The sequence below is a fragment of the Flagellimonas flava genome (genome assembly GCF_050617915.1).
Classification (GTDB): Bacteria; Bacteroidota; Bacteroidia; order Flavobacteriales; family Flavobacteriaceae; genus Flagellimonas; species Flagellimonas flava_A.
In genome coordinates, this window is sequence record NZ_JBODQE010000003.1 from 48042 (window position 1) to 66238 (window position 18197).

An 18197-nucleotide genomic window follows, 5' to 3' on the forward strand; every position below is an offset into this window, starting at 1 on the left:
ACAACTCTCTTAGGTGCTGAAATTCAACAAGTTGAGTATTTGGCACAGGAATAGTAATAAGTTTGGCACAGTAAATAAAAAATGACTTTAAAACATCATATTTTCTTCTTTGCCTTGCTGATTTCAACAGCAGCCCTGAGTCAAAAAACGTGGTCATTGGATGATTGTGTGGCATACGCTATTGCCCATAACCTTCAAGTGAAGAACACTTCCTATACGGAGGACTCCAATCAGGAAAGCTACAGGCAATCGGTACGGAATCTTTTGCCCAGTGTTACCGGTTACTCGGATTATAGAATACAGTTTGGTAGATCTGAAGATCCAAACACCAATGATTTTGTCAACACCGAATTTTTTAGAAATAATTACTCGCTTGGAGCCAATTTAGATGTATTCAGAGGGTTTCAAAAAATCAATTCGATTAAAGCTTCCAAGTTTATTTATAAGGCGGCCCAGGAAGATGTGACCCAGCAAAAGTTTCTTTTGGCCTTTAGGGTAATGAGTGCTTTTTATGACATCAAATTTTTTGAAGGTGTGGTGGCCAATTCTTTGGAGCAACAAGAAATTTCCCAATCCAACTACGATTTAGTTCAAAAACAAGTGGAGTTGGGGATGATGGCGGGAGCTGATCTTTACGAAGCCGAATCCAATTTGCTGGGAGATAAATTACTGGTGACCCAAAACCAGAATTTGTTGGCCAATGCCAAACTGGTGCTTTTTCAGGAAATGAACTATACCGAAAATGAGGAAATCACATTGCAAACTGCTATTGAATCGGTTGGAGATGCCAACACCGAAGATGTGTCTTTGGATTCGCTCTACCAAACAGCCAGAGGTTTTGTTCCCTTGGTAAAATCACAGGAATTCAGGCTTAAAGCGGCCAAAAAACAATTGCAGGCTACAAGAGGAAACCTGTACCCCTCCCTTGCTTTCATTGCGGGAATTGGAACCAGTTACTTTGAGACCAATGTGGACGCTGATGGCAACCTCATTCCCTTTAGGACTCAGATCAAGGACAACACCTCCAAGTTTATAGGAGCCGAGCTCAACATACCCATAAGCCTGGGTTGGTCCAATCGCTCTCAGGTAAAGCAACAGAAGATCGCTTATTTGCAGGCCAAGAACAATTTGGAAATTCAGGAACAAGAGCTGTTTCAGCTGTTACAGCAATTGGTTCAGACGCAAAGGGCGTTGGTGGCTGAATATGAGCAGAGCAATAAAAGGGTACAGGCGCAAGAGTTGGCCTTTACCATTGCACAGAAAAGATATGAGAAAGGGCTGATCAATGCGCTGGACCTTTTCCAAGCCAAGAATTTATACGGGGTTGCCCAGAATGAAAACTTACAGGTAGGACTGCGTTTGAAAATAAACAAGAGCACGATCGATTTTTACAATGGACTACCAATTTTTAATATCAACTAAAAAGTAAAATGGATATACAACTCGAAAAAAAGAAAGGACTGCGTCCAAAACACTATGGCTACATTGCCCTAGGGCTATTGCTTTTGTTTGTGGGATGGAAGTTGCTTTTCTCCACTTCGGTATCAACTTATAGAACCCAAAAGGAACGACTTTCCATTGCGCAGGTCAGTGAAGGGAAGTTTGACGACTTCATTACCATCAATGGCAATGTGGCACCTATAGCTACCATTTATATGGATGCCTACGAAGGAGGTCGTGTTGCTGAAAAACTGATTGAGGAAGGCACCATGGTGAAGAAAGGGGACATTATCCTGAAACTGGAGAATATTGGACTTTATGAGCAGATTCTTGCCAGTGAAAGCAACTTGGCCCTAAAGCAAAATGACCTTCGTTCCACCAAACTCACTTTTGATTCAAGACAGGTAGAAGGGCGACGAAATTTGGCCACGGCGGAATACGACCTTCAGCGGTTGAAACGAAATTATGAGCAGAATGAAGCGCTCTTTAATGATGAATTGATTTCGAAAGAAGCCTATTTGTTGTCCAAAGAAAATTATGAGCTTTCCAAAAGACAATTTGATATTGTAAAACTGCAAACTGAGCAAGATGATGAGTTGCGCAAAACCTCCTTGACCAGCTTGGATGTGGACTTACAGCGCATGCGACAAACCCTGTCCATGGTCTACGAACGTTTGGACCACCTAAATGTACGCGCACCCGCGGATGGACAGTTGGGATTTTTGGATGCTGAAATAGGACAGAACATCACACAAGGGCAACGTATAGGACAAGTCAACGTCTTGACAGATTTCAAGATTGAAGCTGAAATTGACGAACATTATATTGATAGAGTGAAACGGGAATTGTCCGCCACCTTGGAACGCAATGGAAACGAATATGGGCTTAGAGTCCGTAAAGTTTATCCAGAGGTAAGAAATGGAAGGTTCCAAGTGGACTTGGTCTTTACTGGTGAAAAGCCGGAAACCATTAGAACCGGGCAAAGCTATAATATCCGATTGCAATTGGGCGCATCCAATGAGGCCTTGCTTTTGCCCAAAGGCGGATTTTTCCAGAGTACTGGAGGACAGTGGGTTTTTGTGGTCAATGAAAATGAAAACGAAGCTTTAAAGCGTAATATCAGAATAGGAAAACAAAACTCGAGATACTTTGAAGTGCTGGAAGGACTGCAGCCCGGTGAAAGGGTCATCACCTCCAATTACGACAGTTTTGGGACCGCAGAAAGAATTGTATTAAAATAAAATGGAAGTGTCACATCGAGCGTAGTCGAGATGTCTTTACATACAGAAGTCAAATTAGATAACAATCAAAAAATGATACAAATACAAAAACTAAAAAAGAGCTTTAGAACCGAAGAAGTAGAGACCTTGGCCCTAAACGGGGTAGACCTCAACGTTGCCCAAGGGGAATTCGTTGCCATTATGGGCCCTTCCGGATGCGGAAAATCAACTTTGCTCAACATCATTGGTATGTTGGACAATCCCACCGAGGGGAGCTATGAATTTGCCGGTCATCAGGTAGGTGGGCTCAAGGAAAGTCAGCGCACCCAATTGCGGAAGGGGAACTTAGGTTTTGTTTTTCAAAGCTTTAACCTGATTGACGAGCTTACCGTCTATGAAAATGTGGAATTACCACTCATCTACCTAAAGATGAACAAAAGCGAGCGCAGGGAGAAGGTGAAAAAGGTTTTGGAGCGAATGAAAATTGCGCACCGCGAAAAACATTTTCCACAGCAGCTCTCTGGTGGACAACAACAAAGAGTCGCTATTGCCCGTGCCGTTGTGACCAATCCAAAATTGATCTTGGCGGATGAGCCCACGGGTAATTTGGACTCCAAAAATGGGATAGAGGTCATGAACCTGTTAACAGAATTGAATCAGGAAGGGACCACCATCGTAATGGTGACACACTCCGATCGTGATTCGCATTATGCGCACAGGGTCATCAACCTCTTTGATGGGCAAATTGTAACCCAAAGTCAAAACAAACCAATGGGAGCTATGGTTTAAAAGTGCTCCCGAGTTTATTCATCAATCTATGCTGAACTTGATTCAGTATCAAAAATCAGCCTGTGTTAAACCACAGGTACAATCAAAAAAACGAGAACCATGTTTAAGAACCATTTCCGAATTGCCTGGAGAAATTTAATCAAGAGAAAGGTATTTACCGCAATCAATATTCTTGGACTTGCGGTAGGATTTGGCAGTAGCATCCTGATCTACCTGTTCTTAAACTATCATCTGTCATTTGACAATTTTCATGCAAATTCGGATCGGATCTACAGGATGGTCACCGAGGAACACAGGGATGATATTGAATATGACCCCAGTGTTCCACCCGCTTTTGCCAAGACTTTTTTGAATGAATATGACTATGCAGAAAAGGTGGCAAAAATTGTCAACTATGATGGGCTGGTGGTCGATACGGAAATCAATGGGGGGGAAAGCAAGTTTAAGGAAGACATTGTTTTTGCCGAGGAAGATTTCTTCAAAATCTTCAATTTCCCGCTGGTAGACGGAAGCAATAATATCTCCTTGGCAGCACCCAACACTGCCGTGTTAACGGAAACTGCTGCAAACAGACTATTTGGGAAAACCGATATTGTAGGTGAAACCTTTATACTGGAAAATGACAGAACAATCCAAATCACAGGGATTTTAAAAGATCTTCCAAAAACAACCTTCCTTAAAAGTGAGCTGTTTGTTTCCTTCGACAATGTCAAGGATTTCTTTGAGTTTGCGGGATCGGAAAGCTGGGGTGGGATCACTACCAATCTTCAGTGCTACTCCCTGCTTAGGCCCAATCAGGATATAAGTACAATTGAAACAGCGCTTTTGGAACTCCCAAAAAAGCATAGGGCAAAAAGTAAAAACAAACATATTTATAGGTTGCAACCTTTAGCGGAAGCTCATTTAGATCCAGCCTATGGAGGTTTGGATCCAACCCTTCTTTGGGTGTTTGGGATTATCGGGCTTTTCTTGATCATCATTGCCTCCATCAATTTCATCAACATATCAACGGCACAGGCTTTCTATCGATCAAAGGAAATTGGTGTGCGCAAGGTCTTGGGAAGCTTTAAACAACATCTGTTTTGGCAGTTTCTTTCTGAGACTTTTGTAATTGGGCTGTTTGCACTCCTTATCGGTATAGGATTGGCCATTCTGTTTCTACCCGCCTTTAATGCATTATTTCAGATTGAGTTATCCGCGTATAATCTTTTGAACACACAATTTATTGTCTTTTTGACCTTGGTATTATTGATAGTTTCCTTCCTTTCCGGAAGTTATCCCGGCATTCTCATGTCGCGCATTGTTCCCGTCCTTGCCCTAAAAGGAAAACTGGATCACAATGATACGGGGGGAGCAACAACCCGAAAAATATTGGTAGTTGCCCAGTTTGCCATTTCCATCACCTTGATTGCGGCCACTTTGATCATCTCCAGACAAATTGACTATGCTGTAAACACCGATTTAGGGTTTGACAAAGATTTTGTTGTCATGGTGGACATTCCCAGCGAGTTGGATCGGGTTCAGCTGAATGGGTTAAAGGAACGTCTTGGTCAAATTGCAGGAGTTGAAAATGTTTCGGCTTGTTTAAGCAGCCCAGGGGGATCCAACAGCAATTGGGGTACCAGCATAAGATATCATAACAAAGCAGAGCCAGAGGAATTCAGTATTGAGATTAAGGCGGGAGACACCAACTACCTGAACACATTTGATATTCCTTTAATTGCTGGACGCAACTTCTTTGAAAACGATTCCCTTGCAGAAGTTTTGGTCAATGAGAGATTGGGAGAGAAACTGGGCTTGAATTCACCCGAGGAGATGTTGGGCAAAAAATTTGAAGCTAGTGGAGGAAGTGTAAAAGCTACCATTGTTGGTGTGGTCAAGGATTTTCACGACACCGATTTTACCCATGCGATCAATCCAGTTTTTATTGGTGCCAAAAACTCCTGGTTTTCTGAATTGGCCGTCAAGATAAATAATACCAATACCGCGCTTACCTTGGAGCAAATAGGAGAAGAATGGTCCAACGCTTTTTCGGGATATATCTACGAGTATCGCTTTTTGGATGAGAGAGTGGCAGAACAATACGAAACGGAACAACGTTACCTATCATTGTCCAAAGTCTTTTCGGCATTGGCTATTTTAATAGGTTGTTTGGGCCTATATGGTCTCATCCTATTCTATGTGGGGCAACGTACCAAGGAAATCGGGATTCGAAAAGTTTTGGGAAGCAATGTAGCCAATATACTGGCACTTTTTTCCATGGACTTCTTTAAGCTTATCCTTATTGCGGGCTTGTTTGCAACCCCAATAGCCTGGTATTTAATGGAACAGTGGCTACAAGGGTACACGTATAGAACAGAGATTCATTGGTGGGTTTTTGCCTTGGCCATTTTCTCCATCATGGTGATTACCCTGCTTACAATAAGTTACCAAACGTTGAAGGCGGCCATAGCCAACCCGATTAAAAGTTTAAGAACGGAATAAACAACTAGCCCTGAGCAAAGTCGACGGGCCAAATAGAAAAACGAACAGTCATGTTTAAAAATCATATAAAAATCGCATGGAGAAGTCTAAAAAAGCAGCCCTTTTTTACTTTTCTGAATTTATTTGGATTGGCTATTGGGATTGCAGGTGCGCTCCTGATTGCCCTTTACATTCAAGATGAACTGAGCTATGATACCATGTTTGCCGATGCCAATCGCATTCATCGGATAAATGCAGACATCAAATTTGGAGGGGAGGACCGCAAGTTTGCTGTAGCCCCGGCACCCTTGGCGGAGGCTTTGGACAACGATTTTGCTGAGGTGGAACTGACCACAAGGTTTCGCACCCGGGGAAGTGTCCTAATCAAACGCACAGGGACCGAAGTGAACGTAAAAGAGCAGCAATCTACTTTTGTGGATTCTACTTTTCTAAAAATGTTTGGGTTAAAACTACTGGCAGGAGACCCCAACACAGCTCTAAAATTGCCAAACACACTTTTGCTCACCAAAACTGCTGCAGAAAAGCACTTTAATGTTAACGAGGCAGTGGGCCAGACCTTGGAACTGAACAACACCCAGACCTTTACCGTGGCTGGGGTAGTTGAAGATATGCCAAAAAACTCGTTCTTAAGAGACCACTCTGTTTTTATGGCAATGTCCGGGTATGAGGATTCTCGAGTAGTAAATTGGGGCAGCAACAATTACCAAACATTTTTTAAGCTGATTCCTTCCGCCAAAGCTGCGGATTTGGAGGATCCGCTCCGCGCATTTTTAGGGAAATATGTTATTCCGGGAGTTCAACAATTTATGCCTGGAATTACTGAAGAACAATTCTTGGCCGCTGGAAATCATTTGTTCTATCATTCCATTCCACTTACGGATATTCACTTGAATTCGGATCGGGTTGCGGAAATAAGTCCAAACAACAATATCCAGAGTATTTATATTCTATCCTTTATTGCCATTTTCCTCTTGGTGTTGGCCTGTGTAAATTTCATGAATCTTTCTACGGCCCAATCGTTAAAAAGAGCCAAGGAAGTTGGAGTGCGAAAAACATTGGGGTCCAACAAAGTTGATCTGATCCGTCAATTCTTGGTTGAGTCGGGACTGGTATCTTTTGGAGCCTTGCTCTTGGCCGTTTTGGTGGCCGTTATTGCTTTGCCATTTTTCAATGATTTGGCGGACAAGGCGATTGTATTCCCGTACGCGAGTCCTGCTTTTTGGTTTAGTCTTGTGGCTGCTGGGATCCTCCTAGGTGTTTTCTCAGGAAGTTATCCGGCATTCTTTATGTCAAAGTTTATTCCTGTAAAAGTATTGAAAGGCTCCAACAGCAATAGCCTCGGCGGTAGTAAGGTGCGCAACGGATTGGTTATTTTCCAGTTTGCCATATCTGTCTTCCTGATCATTGGCACCCTTGTGGTCTATCAACAGTTGGAGTACATTCAAAACAAAGATTTGGGCTTCTCCAAAGAACAGGTACTCGTTGTGAATGATGTATATACCGTAGGTGATCAGGCAGAGTCCTTTAAGGAGGAGGTCAAAAAATTGGGCTTTGTAAAAAATGCGACCTTAACAAGCTTTTTCCCTACCCCTTCCTCTAGGGGCGATAGCACTTTTGCTCCGGAAGATGGAGTGACCGATCAAGAACGCGCCGTAAGCATGCAGACGTGGCATGTGGACCAAGACTATGTCAATACCATGGGATTTGATCTAATTGCTGGGCGTGACTTTGACAGACGGTTCAAAAATGATTCCACCAGCATCATTATCAACGAATCCGCTTTGGCCACTATGGGTTTTTCCCCAGAAGAAGTGCTTGGTAAACGTTTTACTAGCGATTGGGGATTGGAAAATCCAAAGTTTTATTCTGTAATAGGGGTGGTTAAGGATTTCCATTTCTCTCCTTTCCGTGAGGATATTGAAGCGCTTAGCCTTTTTCTGGGCGACGATACAGGCTCTATGGCCATTAAGCTGGAAACCGCAGATTTTCAAGCTGCTTTGACCAGCGTACAGGACATCTGGAGGAGATTGGCCCCGGGCCAGCCATTTGATTACTACTTTATGGAAGATTCCTTTAACAAGACCTATAAGGCAGAGCAACGCCTGGGCAGAATCTTTTTCATCTTTACAACCCTTTCCATATTAATTGCCTGTCTCGGCTTGTTTGGCCTGGCGGCCTTCAACGCTGAAAAACGTACCAAGGAGATTGGGGTACGCAAAGTTTTAGGTGCCAGTGTAGGTCAAATTACGTACAAGCTTTCTGCTGATTTCTTGAAATTGGTCGCGGTAGCCATTGTGATTTCGTTACCCGTAGGATGGTATGCCATGAACCAATGGTTGGCGGATTTCTCCTATCGTATAGAAGTTAAATGGTGGGTTTTGGTACTTGCTGCAGTCTTGGCAGTGGTTATCTCACTGCTCACCGTGAGCTACCAAAGTATAAAAGCGGCTATTGTTAATCCTGTAAACAGTTTAAGAACAGAATAAAAGATAGATGCAACCAAAAAGCGATAAACATGTTTAGGAACTACATTAAAATAGCCTGGAGAAACATCATTAAAAATAAGGTGTATTCCCTTATCAATATTGGTGGGCTAGCGATAGGGCTAAGTTGTTTTTTGCTTATCACGATTTATATTACAAAGGAGGTTTCCTACGATTCCTATCATGAAAAGGGCGATAAGATCTATCGGGTTGCACATCATAGCAATCCAGATGATGAAACTGCGGCATGGATTTGGGGAAATGCTCCAGTGGGTCCCGCATTGAAGTCGGATTTTCCGGAAGTAGTTGAAAAAGTTCAATTTTCGGGGCGTTCAGCAATCCTCCTAAAATATGGAGACAATGCCTTCCAAGAGAACGATTGTTTTTATGCGGATGCCTCGGCATTGCAAGTGTTCAGTTGGCCTTTAATTTCTGGAGACCCTATAACTGCATTGGAAGCCCCTTATTCCATAGTGCTAACGGAAACCACCGCCAAGAAATATTTTGGGAACCAGGACCCTTTAGGAAAGATCATCGAGGGCGTAGGAGGTAGGGCCAACGATGGGAACTACACCGTAACGGGAGTAATGAAGGATGTTCCCGAGAATTCCCATTTTTCATTTGATGTGCTCATGTCCATGGGGAGTTTTTATCAGTCCCGACCTGAAATTTTTGACATGTGGGGATATGTTGACTTTTACACTTACCTCTTGGTAGCCAACAATTTTGACCAAAAAGCTTTTGAATCCAAAATCCCAGGGTTTCTGGGCAAACACTTGGAAGTGGTTGCCAACGATGAGTACTATTACAATATTTCTTTGGAGCCTCTAAAAGATATATACTTATACTCCAAAGCGGATCGCCAACCTGGGTTGGTGGGAAGTCTGTCCAATATTTACATTTTTGCCATTATAGGTCTCTTCATTTTGGTTATTGCCTGCATTAACTTCATGAACTTGTCCACGGCAAGATCCTTGGAACGGGCCAAAGAAGTGGGGGTGAGAAAGGTTATTGGAGCCAAGAGAAATGGATTGATCTATCAGTTTTTTGGAGAATCGCTGGTCTTGGTATTTCTATCCTCCATAGTAGGGTTGTTGTTGGTATTCTTGGCGCTGCCCTGGATGGCCAATCTAACAGGAATTGCATTTTACGCCAAAGATGTCCTTCAATTGCCATTGCTCTTGTTCTTCTTTGGAACAGCTTTGATAACAGCACTTTTCTCCGGAAGTTACCCGGCACTGATCTTGTCTGGGTTTAAACCCATTAACATCCTAAGGGGAACCTATAGAAAGTCTCCACAGGGGGCCAACTTAAGAAAGGGCTTGGTGATTTTTCAGTTTAGCCTCTCCATTGCCTTGATTGCGAGTACCATCATTGTTTATGATCAACTGGGATTTATGTTCAGCAAGGACATGGGCTTTGATAAGGAGCAGCAATTGGTTCTCGATTTCAATTGGGACCAACAGGTCATTGCCAATATGGAAACCATTAAAAACGAGTTTAGGGCTATGCCCAGTGTTAGCTCGGTTTCCATGTCCAGAACTGTTCCAGGGAGCCACTTTCCTGCAGCTGGAACAATGGTGGAATTGGCTTCTGGAGAGATGAAAAACTTTGGCCCCTATATTTATGAGGTAGACAATGATTTTATACCCCATTACAATATTGAAGTGGTTGCGGGGAGGGCCTTTTCCAGAGATTTCCCAACGGACAGTGTTTCGGCCTTAATCGTAAACGAAGCCGCAGCGAAGAACTTTGGATATACGGACCCTAGTGATATCGTTGGCAAAAAATTTGACCAATGGGGAAGACAAGGCACCATCATTGGCGTAGTAAAGGACTTTAATTATCTATCCCTTCATGAAGAGATAGCCCCATTGACACTGCGCCAAGTGAGCTATGGGCAGTATTTTTCACTTAAGCTTAGCTCCAACGACTACTATAGAACAATTTCAGAAATTCGACAAAAATGGGCTGCTCTAGCGCCACATAGGCCCTTCCTTTACAATTTTCTGAATACCTCCTTCAATGAACAATACAAGGCGGAGGTGAGGTTTAGAAAACTGTTTACCATTTTCTCGTTTTTGGCCATTTCCATAGCCTGTTTGGGCCTCTTTGGATTGGTAACTTATAGTGCTATGCAGCGCACCAAGGAAATTGGAATTAGAAAAGTGTTGGGCGCCCAGGTTACCAACATAATTGCATTGATGTCCAAAGATTTTATCAGATTGGTGGGGTTGTCTCTCCTAATCGCGGTGCCCTTTTCTTGGTATGCCATGGATCAATGGCTCAACGACTTTGCTTACCGCATCCATATACAATGGTGGGTTTTTGTGCTGGCTGGAATTTTGGCATTGCTCATTACCTTTTTTACCATCAGTTTTCAGGCCGTAAAGGCTGCTCTTGTTAATCCTGTTAAAAGTTTACGCAACGAATGAAATAAAAAATTTATCATCAATCAACCCTGAGCGTAGTCTAAGGGCTTAAAAATGGACAATCATGTTTAAAAATCATATCAAAATTGCTTGGAGAAGCCTTAAAAATCAGCCTTTTTTTACATTTCTGAACACCTTTGGCCTTGCTATTGGGATGGCTGGAAGCTTGCTGATTGCATTGTACATATATGATGAATTAAGCTATGACACCATGTTTACCGATGCCGATCGGATCTATCGTATAAATGCGGATGTTAAATTTGGTGGTTTGGCGGAAGAACTTGCAGAGGTTTCGGAACCCATGGCCGCCACCTTAAAGCGGGATTGTCCCCAAATAGAAGAAGTAACCCGACTGGTAAACAACGGAAATCTACTGCTCCGGAAAAGCAATGTTACCACAAACATTAAGGAGTTGCATACCGCATATGCGGATTCCACACTTTTTAAATTGTTTGACCTCAACATGCTGGTAGGGAACCCCAACAATGCGCTCAGCAACCCTAATACTTTGGTAATGACCAGGACTGCTGCTGAAAAGCACTTTGGCATAAACAATGCCGTGGGTCAAAAAATGGTCGTCAATAATTCACTAACCTATACAGTGACAGGGGTAATTGAGGATTTTCCCAAAAACTCCTTACTGCGCGACCATTCCATCTTCATGAATATGTCCGGCTATCCAAACATACAATTGGGGCATTGGGGGAGCCACAATTATTACACCTTTATCAAACTGGTTCCATCTGCTCGTATCTCGGACCTTGAAGCACCATTAAGATCTGTTATCGGGAAATATCTAATACCGTGGATTCAGGTATATTATCCAGGCATGACCGAGGACTCCTTTGCCGCATCTGGCAACTATCTAAGGTATAGTACCATGCCTTTAAAGGACATTCATTTGCACTCTTCCAAGAAAACAGAACTCAGCGCAAATGGAACCATGCAAAACATATACATCCTTTCATTTATTGCCCTCTTTCTTGTTGTTTTGGCCTGTGTCAATTTTATGAACCTTTCAACCTCCTATTCCTTAAAAAGAGCAAAAGAGGTAGGCGTAAGAAAGACATTGGGATCTCAAAAAGCAGATTTGGTGAGGCAGTTTTTGATTGAATCGGGGCTGGTCTCCTTTTTATCTCTCCTCTTGGCCTTTGGGATTGCCTTGTTGGCAATGCCTTACTTCAACGAATTGGCCGGGAAAGACATCGCTATCCCATTTTCCAACCCATTTTTTTGGTTGGTTTTGGTGGGAGCAGCAATAATATTAGGCTTGTTTTCCGGAACCTACCCTGCCTTTTTTATGTCTAGGTTCATTCCTGTGAAAGTCTTGAAATCTGGAGGACAAAATAGTGTGGGCGGCGGAAAGGTCAGGAATGCGTTGGTGGTTTTTCAATTTGCCATTTCGGTCTTCTTAATTGTGGGTACCCTGACCATATTCCAACAACTGCGCTTCATTCAGAACAAGGAACTGGGATTTGAAAAAAGTCAGGTTTTGGTCATCAACGATGTTCGAAATGCGGGCAATCAGGTGCAATCCTTTAAGGAGGAAGTTACCCAACTTGCACAAGTAACCAATGCCACCTTAAGTGGTTATTTGCCAACTCCGTCCGTTCGGAGCAGCAGCACCTATTTTAAGGAAGGCGCAAGAGACCAGGAAAATGCCATAAACATGGAGAATTGGAGAGTGGATCATGATTATGTCTCAACCTTAGATCTTGAAATTATAGCGGGAAGGGATTTTGATGTGAGGATTCCAACGGACTCTTCCGCAAGTATTGTGAATGAATCTGCTTTAAAGGTGCTTGGAATTGCGCCCAATGAGGCCATCGGCACAAGAATTTCCACAGACTTGGGTTCAGAGAACCCATCGTTTACAACAATCGTGGGGGTGGTAAAGGATTTCCATTTTGAATCGCTAAGAGAACCCATTGAGGCTCTGGCCTTGACCATTGGCACTTTTTCAAATGCCTTGGTTGTAAAGTTGAATACTGAAAATCTATCCCAAAGCATCTCCAGTATTGAACAGCTATGGAACCAAGTGGCCCCAGGTCAACCTTTTGACTACTATTTTATGGACGAGTCTTTTAACAACACCTATCAAGCTGAGCAAAGACTGGGACGGATTTTTATGATTTTTACGGTTCTTTCCATTTTGATCGCCTGTCTTGGACTATTGGGCTTAGCTGCGTTCAACGCGCAAAAAAGGACTAAGGAAATTGGAGTCCGCAAGGTCCTGGGCGCTACAGTGAGTCAGATTACCTACCGATTGACGGTGGACTTTCTGAGGCTGGTTGGAATAGGAATCCTTATTGCGTTACCTGTGGGGTGGTTTTCCATGGACCAATGGCTGCAAGATTTCTCATATCGAATTTCAATAAGCTGGGAGGTATTTGTACTTGCCGCCATGCTGGCTGTAGGGACTGCGGTTCTCACGGTAAGCTATCAGAGTATAAAAGCCGCTATTGTGAATCCAGTCAAAAGCTTGAGAACTGAATGATAAAAACTTGCCTGGAAGCTGAAGTGCAGAGGGCTCAAAAAACGGACAATCATGTTTAAGAATTATTTAAAAACTGCCTGGAGGAACCTTTTAAAGAACAAGGTTTATTTCTTAATCAACACGGTTGGATTATCCATCGCCATCGCCGTTTCCGTGCTCATGCTGCTTTGGGTTTTTGACGAATACAGCATGAACAAATATCACGAAAAGGATGATCAGCTTTATCTCGTGAAGCGAACCATTCCTTTGGAAGATGGCATCTTGGATGTGTATGCAGGTATTTCCTATCCGTTGCTAAACGCTGCCAAAGAAAAGTTTCCAGAGGTAGAGGACTATATTACCTTGGGTGCCACCTTTGAAGACAACCTTAGAATAGGGGATACCGATTTTAGGGCTCCAGGTGCATTTACCAATGCTGCATTTTTTAAACATTTTACAGTTCCAATCCTTTTGGGAAACGCGGATGATTTGGATAACAAACCGGAATCCATAGCTATTTCTGAAAGTTTGGCCAAACGGTTTTGGGGTGAGGACTGGGCAACCAAAGCGTTGGGAAGTCCAGTGCATATTTATGACAATGGCGATTATGCGGTGGCCATGGTCTATGAAGATTTTCCAAGCCAATCTTCCATCCAAAACGATTTCTACTACGGATTCAACCGCCACCTTAGTCAAAACGATTGGTTATTGGAATGGGGCAACAATGGCATGCAGGGCGCATTTTTGTTGCGTGAAGGTTCAGATATTGCACAGGTCGTTCCCAAAGTGGAGGCCTTATTCAAGGAAAATATTTCAGGGGAGTTTAAAGAGGGGATTTTGCTTCAAAAATTTTCAGACAACTACCTACACAACCAATTTGATGAGCGAGCACAAGTCTCAGGAGGGCGCATTGAATATGTTCGAATCTTCACTTGGGCAGCTATTTTTCTTTTGGTGATTTCCTGTATTAATTTTATAAACCTTTCCACGGCTTACGCCACCAAGAGAGCCAGCGAAATTGGGGTCAGAAAAGCCATTGGTGCCAAAAAGAACATGCTGATTGGGCAGTTTTTTACAGAAACCTCATTGATAACTGCAACATCTTTTTTGATGGGCATAGTGATTACCTTGCTGCTGTTGCCCTTTGTAAATGTACTGACCAATAAGAATCTTGGCTTTGATATTTCCGAGCCACAGCTTTGGCTCACTCTGCTTGGTGTTTTTCTCTTGACCACATTTTTGTCCGCGGTGTACCCTTCATTCATTATTTCCTCTTTTAAACCGGTGGCCGCACTAAAGGGATTGGGCAAAGAGCAAAAGAGTACCACTTCATTCCGAAAAGGATTGGTGGTGCTGCAGTTCTCCCTGGCCCTGTTGCTCATTATTTCGGCACTGGTCATCCAAAAGCAGGTGGATTTTGTCAATCAGAAGGATTTGGGAATTGCAAAGAACCATATCATATCCATTCATCAAGATGAGGTGCTTACCCAAAAATATGAAGCTTTAAAAAATGAACTCATGGCTTCGGAAGGTATAGCGGATGTAACCTTGGTAGGGCCATCCCCGTTATCAACCCCAGCCTCTAGTAGTGGGGTAAGTTGGCCAGGGAAAACCCAGGAACAGGAAAATATTGAATTCGCTTTACTATGGACGGCCCACAATTTTCCAGAAGCTTTTGAAATTCCCATAAAACATGGAGCCTATTATCGGGAAGGAACACAGGACACGCTTAATTTGGTTGTCAACCACACCGCAGCCCAGCTAATGAATCTGGGTGAGAATCCGATTGGAAAAACGGTACAGTTATGGGGTAGCCAAAGGCACATTATTGGAGTTGTGGAAGATTTTCATAACCGCTCGCTGTTTGAACCCATTCAGCCTACCGTATTTCTTTTGGATCCCAATGATGCAGGGGAGATGATGATAAAATTGGATGGAAACCAAACCAAGGCGGCTTTAGCATCGGTGCATGCAGTTTTTGACAAGGTACTCCCCGATAATCCGTTGCATTACGGTTTTCTGGATGAGGAATATGCCGCCAATTACAATGCGGAAATCTTAACGGGAACCCTGGCACGATATTTTGCGCTGATTTCTGTCCTGCTATCTTGTTTAGGACTGTTTGGGTTGGCAGCATTCACGGCCAAGGAACGTACCAAGGAAATTGGGATTCGGAAAGTTCTTGGGGCCAGTGTACAAAATATAACCTTGTTGGTCTCCAAAGACTTTTTCAAACTAATTGCCATCGCCATTCTAATTGCCTCGCCACTGGCGTACTATTTTATGAGCAACTGGTTAAATGGTTTTGCCTATAGCATAAACATTCCAATGTTTGCCTTTGTACTAGCTGGCGGACTAACCTTGTTGGTAGCATTGCTTACTATAAGTTTTCAGGCGATTAAATCAGCTACCGCCAACCCTGTAAATAGTATACGAACCGAATAAATCAATCAATCAAAACCAGTCAGTCATGTTAAAGAATTATCTCAAAATTGCTTGGAGAAACCTTTTAAAGAACAAGGCTTATACCATCATAAATATTGGAGGATTGGCCTTGGGGATGGCAGTTACACTGATCATTGGCCTTTGGATGGAAGATGAACTTACATACAACAGTTATTTTTCAAACAGGGAGGAAATTGCACAGATCTACCAATCGGAAAATTTCAACGGCACTATCGGCACTGGGCCAGCAATTCCTCGTCCTTTGGAAAAAGCCTTACGGGAAGAGTACGGAGCTAATTTCAAGCATATTGTGATGTCTTCCTGGAGCACTTCCCAGTATTTGGAATACATGGAAACCAGTATTTCCAGGGATGGAAATTTCATGCAAAGTGGGGCTCCTCAAATGCTGGATCTAAATATTCTAAAGGGCGAAAAGGATGGATTGAGGGATATAAATTCCATTATGTTAAACCAATCCACTGCGCATGTTTTGTTTGGAAATGAGGACCCCATAGGTAAAATCATCACCGTTAATAGCGAGTCTCCAATGACCGTGACCGCTGTGTATGAAGATATTCCTGTCAACAATTCGTTCAAACACCTAAGCTATATTGTTCCCTGGGACAAGTATGTGGCCTCCATGGAATGGGTGAAGAATTCTGAGGATAATTGGGGGAACAATTCTTTTCAAATGTTTGTCCAGATAGCGGAAAATACGACAATGTCATCCATTAGTGCCGCCATCAAGGACGTAAAGAAAGAAAGTGGCGAAGACATTGCCGAGTTTGACCCCCAGCTTTTTCTCTTTCCCATGCAAGAATGGTATTTGCGCGGGAATTTTGAAAACGGCAAGCAGGTTGGTGGAAGAATAAAATATGTTTGGCTTTTTGGCATTATCGGCGTTTTTGTTTTACTATTGGCCTGCATCAACTTCATGAATCTGAGCACGGCCCGATCCGAGAAACGCGCCAAGGAAGTAGGTGTTCGTAAATCCATTGGCTCCCAAAGAGGACAGCTTATTTCCCAGTTTTTAAGCGAATCCTTTTTGGTGGTTATGTTGGCCTTTTTCATGGCTGTTTTTATTGTCTTGATTTCCTTGGACGGATTCAATGACCTATCCCGAAAGAGCATTGAATTTCCTTGGGGCAGCATTAATTTCTGGGGCATCTCCCTAATTTTTGTGCTTTTGACAGCTCTTTTGGCTGGAAGTTATCCTGCCTTGTACCTTTCTTCATTTAAGCCTGTTCGGGTATTGAAGGGAACATTTAGGGCCGGAAAATATGCCAGTATGCCCAGAAAAATTCTTGTGGTATTGCAGTTTACGGTTTCCGTTGCCTTTATCATCGGAACGGTGATTGTAATGCAGCAAATCAACTTTGCCAAGAACAGACCGGTAGGATATGACAAGGAAGGATTGATCCAAGTCCCAACTTTCAGTGAAGATTTTACGGGCAAATACGATTTAATGCGAAGTGAGTTTTTAGCATCGGGCGCAGCAATTGAAATGTCAGCCTCCAGCTCTCCCACTACAAGAGTATGGTCCAACCGAAACGGTTTTGATTGGGAAGGCAAACCTGAAGGGTTTCAAGAAGATTTGGCGTGGACGGATGTCTCGCCTGAGTATGCCAAGTCGCTTAATCTAAAGATTATCAAGGGCAGGGATTTTTCCCGTGAATTTGCTTCTGACTCTGCAGCAATTCTCATCAATGAAACTGCAATGAATTATATGGGACTCACCAATCCTATTGGAGTGCTTTTGAAGGACAATGCACCTACAGACCCAGACCCTCCAGTAAAGATCATAGGGGTGGTGGAAGATATGGTTGCCCAATCTCCATACGAGCCGGTCAAACAAGCGGTATATGCTTTTAATAGAGAGGATTACACCAATTTTTATAACCTTCGACTTAATCCCAAACAAAGCACAAGTCAAAACCTGGCAATTATCGAGCAGGTATTCAATCAGCATTTTCCGGGGCTACCTTTTCAATATCAGTTTATAGACGAGGAATATGGCAAAAAGTTTGCCGCGGAGGAGCGCGTGGGGCGGCTATCAGGAATTTTTACCGCTCTGGCCATTTTGATCAGCTGTCTAGGGCTTTTTGGCCTTACCTCCTTTGTGGCCGAACAGCGCACCAAGGAGATTGGAGTAAGAAAAGTACTGGGGGCCACAGTTTTTAATGTATGGAACATGCTGTCCAAAGACTTTTTAAAGTTGGTGATCATCTCCTGTTTTATTGCGGTCCCCATAGCATATTATGTAATGAACGGATGGCTGCAAGAGTACCCATATAGGGTTATTCTTAAGTGGTGGATTTTTGCTTTGGCCATGATGGGGGCTATGCTGGTCACGGTGGTCACAGTCAGCTTTCAAGCTATTAGAGCGGCAAAATCCAATCCGATAAAGAGTCTTAGAACAGAGTAAGTG

At 43.0% G+C, this 18197-nt stretch carries 9 protein-coding genes; all 9 read left to right on the top strand.

Annotated features, from left to right (window positions below; translation table 11 throughout):
- Positions 1-81 precede the first annotated feature (81 nt).
- The 9 genes from ACRHOZ_RS08810 (at position 82) to ACRHOZ_RS08850 (ending at position 18194) form a co-directional block, all read left to right on the top strand.
- Positions 82-1422 (top strand): TolC family protein, encoded by a 1341-nt coding sequence (locus ACRHOZ_RS08810; protein WP_431124754.1) that lies wholly within the window; start codon positions 82-84, stop codon positions 1420-1422.
- Positions 1423-1430: 8 nt separating this feature from the next.
- Positions 1431-2681, top strand: coding sequence for an efflux RND transporter periplasmic adaptor subunit (locus tag ACRHOZ_RS08815; RefSeq protein ID WP_431124756.1), 1251 nt, complete (start codon positions 1431-1433; stop codon positions 2679-2681).
- A 72-nt stretch (positions 2682-2753) separates the two neighbouring features.
- Positions 2754-3449, top strand: a complete 696-nt coding sequence (locus tag ACRHOZ_RS08820; RefSeq protein WP_431124758.1) for an ABC transporter ATP-binding protein — start codon at positions 2754-2756, stop codon at positions 3447-3449.
- A gap of 99 nt (positions 3450-3548) precedes the next feature.
- Positions 3549-5933 carry an ABC transporter permease gene (locus ACRHOZ_RS08825; RefSeq protein ID WP_431124761.1) on the top strand — a complete coding sequence of 795 codons (2385 nt, stop codon included), beginning with the start codon at positions 3549-3551 and terminating at the stop codon, positions 5931-5933.
- A 50-nt stretch (positions 5934-5983) separates the two neighbouring features.
- A complete protein-coding gene (locus ACRHOZ_RS08830; protein WP_431124763.1) occupies positions 5984-8419 on the top strand; it encodes an ABC transporter permease in 2436 nt (811 codons plus the stop codon).
- Positions 8420-8448: 29 nt separating this feature from the next.
- A complete protein-coding gene (locus ACRHOZ_RS08835; RefSeq protein WP_431124766.1) occupies positions 8449-10851 on the top strand; it encodes an ABC transporter permease in 2403 nt (800 codons plus the stop codon).
- 61 nt (positions 10852-10912) lie between these two features.
- Entirely contained in the window at positions 10913-13345 is a 2433-nt protein-coding gene (locus tag ACRHOZ_RS08840) for an ABC transporter permease (RefSeq protein ID WP_431124769.1), read from the top strand.
- Positions 13346-13396: 51 nt separating this feature from the next.
- The gene (locus ACRHOZ_RS08845) at positions 13397-15769 is read left to right on the top strand and encodes an FtsX-like permease family protein (RefSeq protein ID WP_431124771.1); all 2373 of its coding nucleotides are present in this window, start codon (positions 13397-13399) and stop codon (positions 15767-15769) included.
- A gap of 25 nt (positions 15770-15794) precedes the next feature.
- Positions 15795-18194 carry an ABC transporter permease gene (locus ACRHOZ_RS08850; protein ID WP_431124773.1) on the top strand — a complete coding sequence of 800 codons (2400 nt, stop codon included), beginning with the start codon at positions 15795-15797 and terminating at the stop codon, positions 18192-18194.
- The last annotated feature ends 3 nt before the right edge of the window (positions 18195-18197 follow it).

Bases quoted from the DNA above. Each gene is read 5' to 3' on its own strand.
- ACRHOZ_RS08810 (WP_431124754.1), top strand. From the start codon at position 82: ATGACTTTAAAACATCATATTTTCTTCTTTGCCTTGCTGATTTCAACA.
- ACRHOZ_RS08815 (WP_431124756.1), top strand. From the start codon at position 1,431: ATGGATATACAACTCGAAAAAAAGAAAGGACTGCGTCCAAAACACTAT.
- ACRHOZ_RS08820 (WP_431124758.1), top strand. From the start codon at position 2,754: ATGATACAAATACAAAAACTAAAAAAGAGCTTTAGAACCGAAGAAGTA.
- ACRHOZ_RS08825 (WP_431124761.1), top strand. From the start codon at position 3,549: ATGTTTAAGAACCATTTCCGAATTGCCTGGAGAAATTTAATCAAGAGA.
- ACRHOZ_RS08830 (WP_431124763.1), top strand. From the start codon at position 5,984: ATGTTTAAAAATCATATAAAAATCGCATGGAGAAGTCTAAAAAAGCAG.
- ACRHOZ_RS08835 (WP_431124766.1), top strand. From the start codon at position 8,449: ATGTTTAGGAACTACATTAAAATAGCCTGGAGAAACATCATTAAAAAT.
- ACRHOZ_RS08840 (WP_431124769.1), top strand. From the start codon at position 10,913: ATGTTTAAAAATCATATCAAAATTGCTTGGAGAAGCCTTAAAAATCAG.
- ACRHOZ_RS08845 (WP_431124771.1), top strand. From the start codon at position 13,397: ATGTTTAAGAATTATTTAAAAACTGCCTGGAGGAACCTTTTAAAGAAC.
- ACRHOZ_RS08850 (WP_431124773.1), top strand. From the start codon at position 15,795: ATGTTAAAGAATTATCTCAAAATTGCTTGGAGAAACCTTTTAAAGAAC.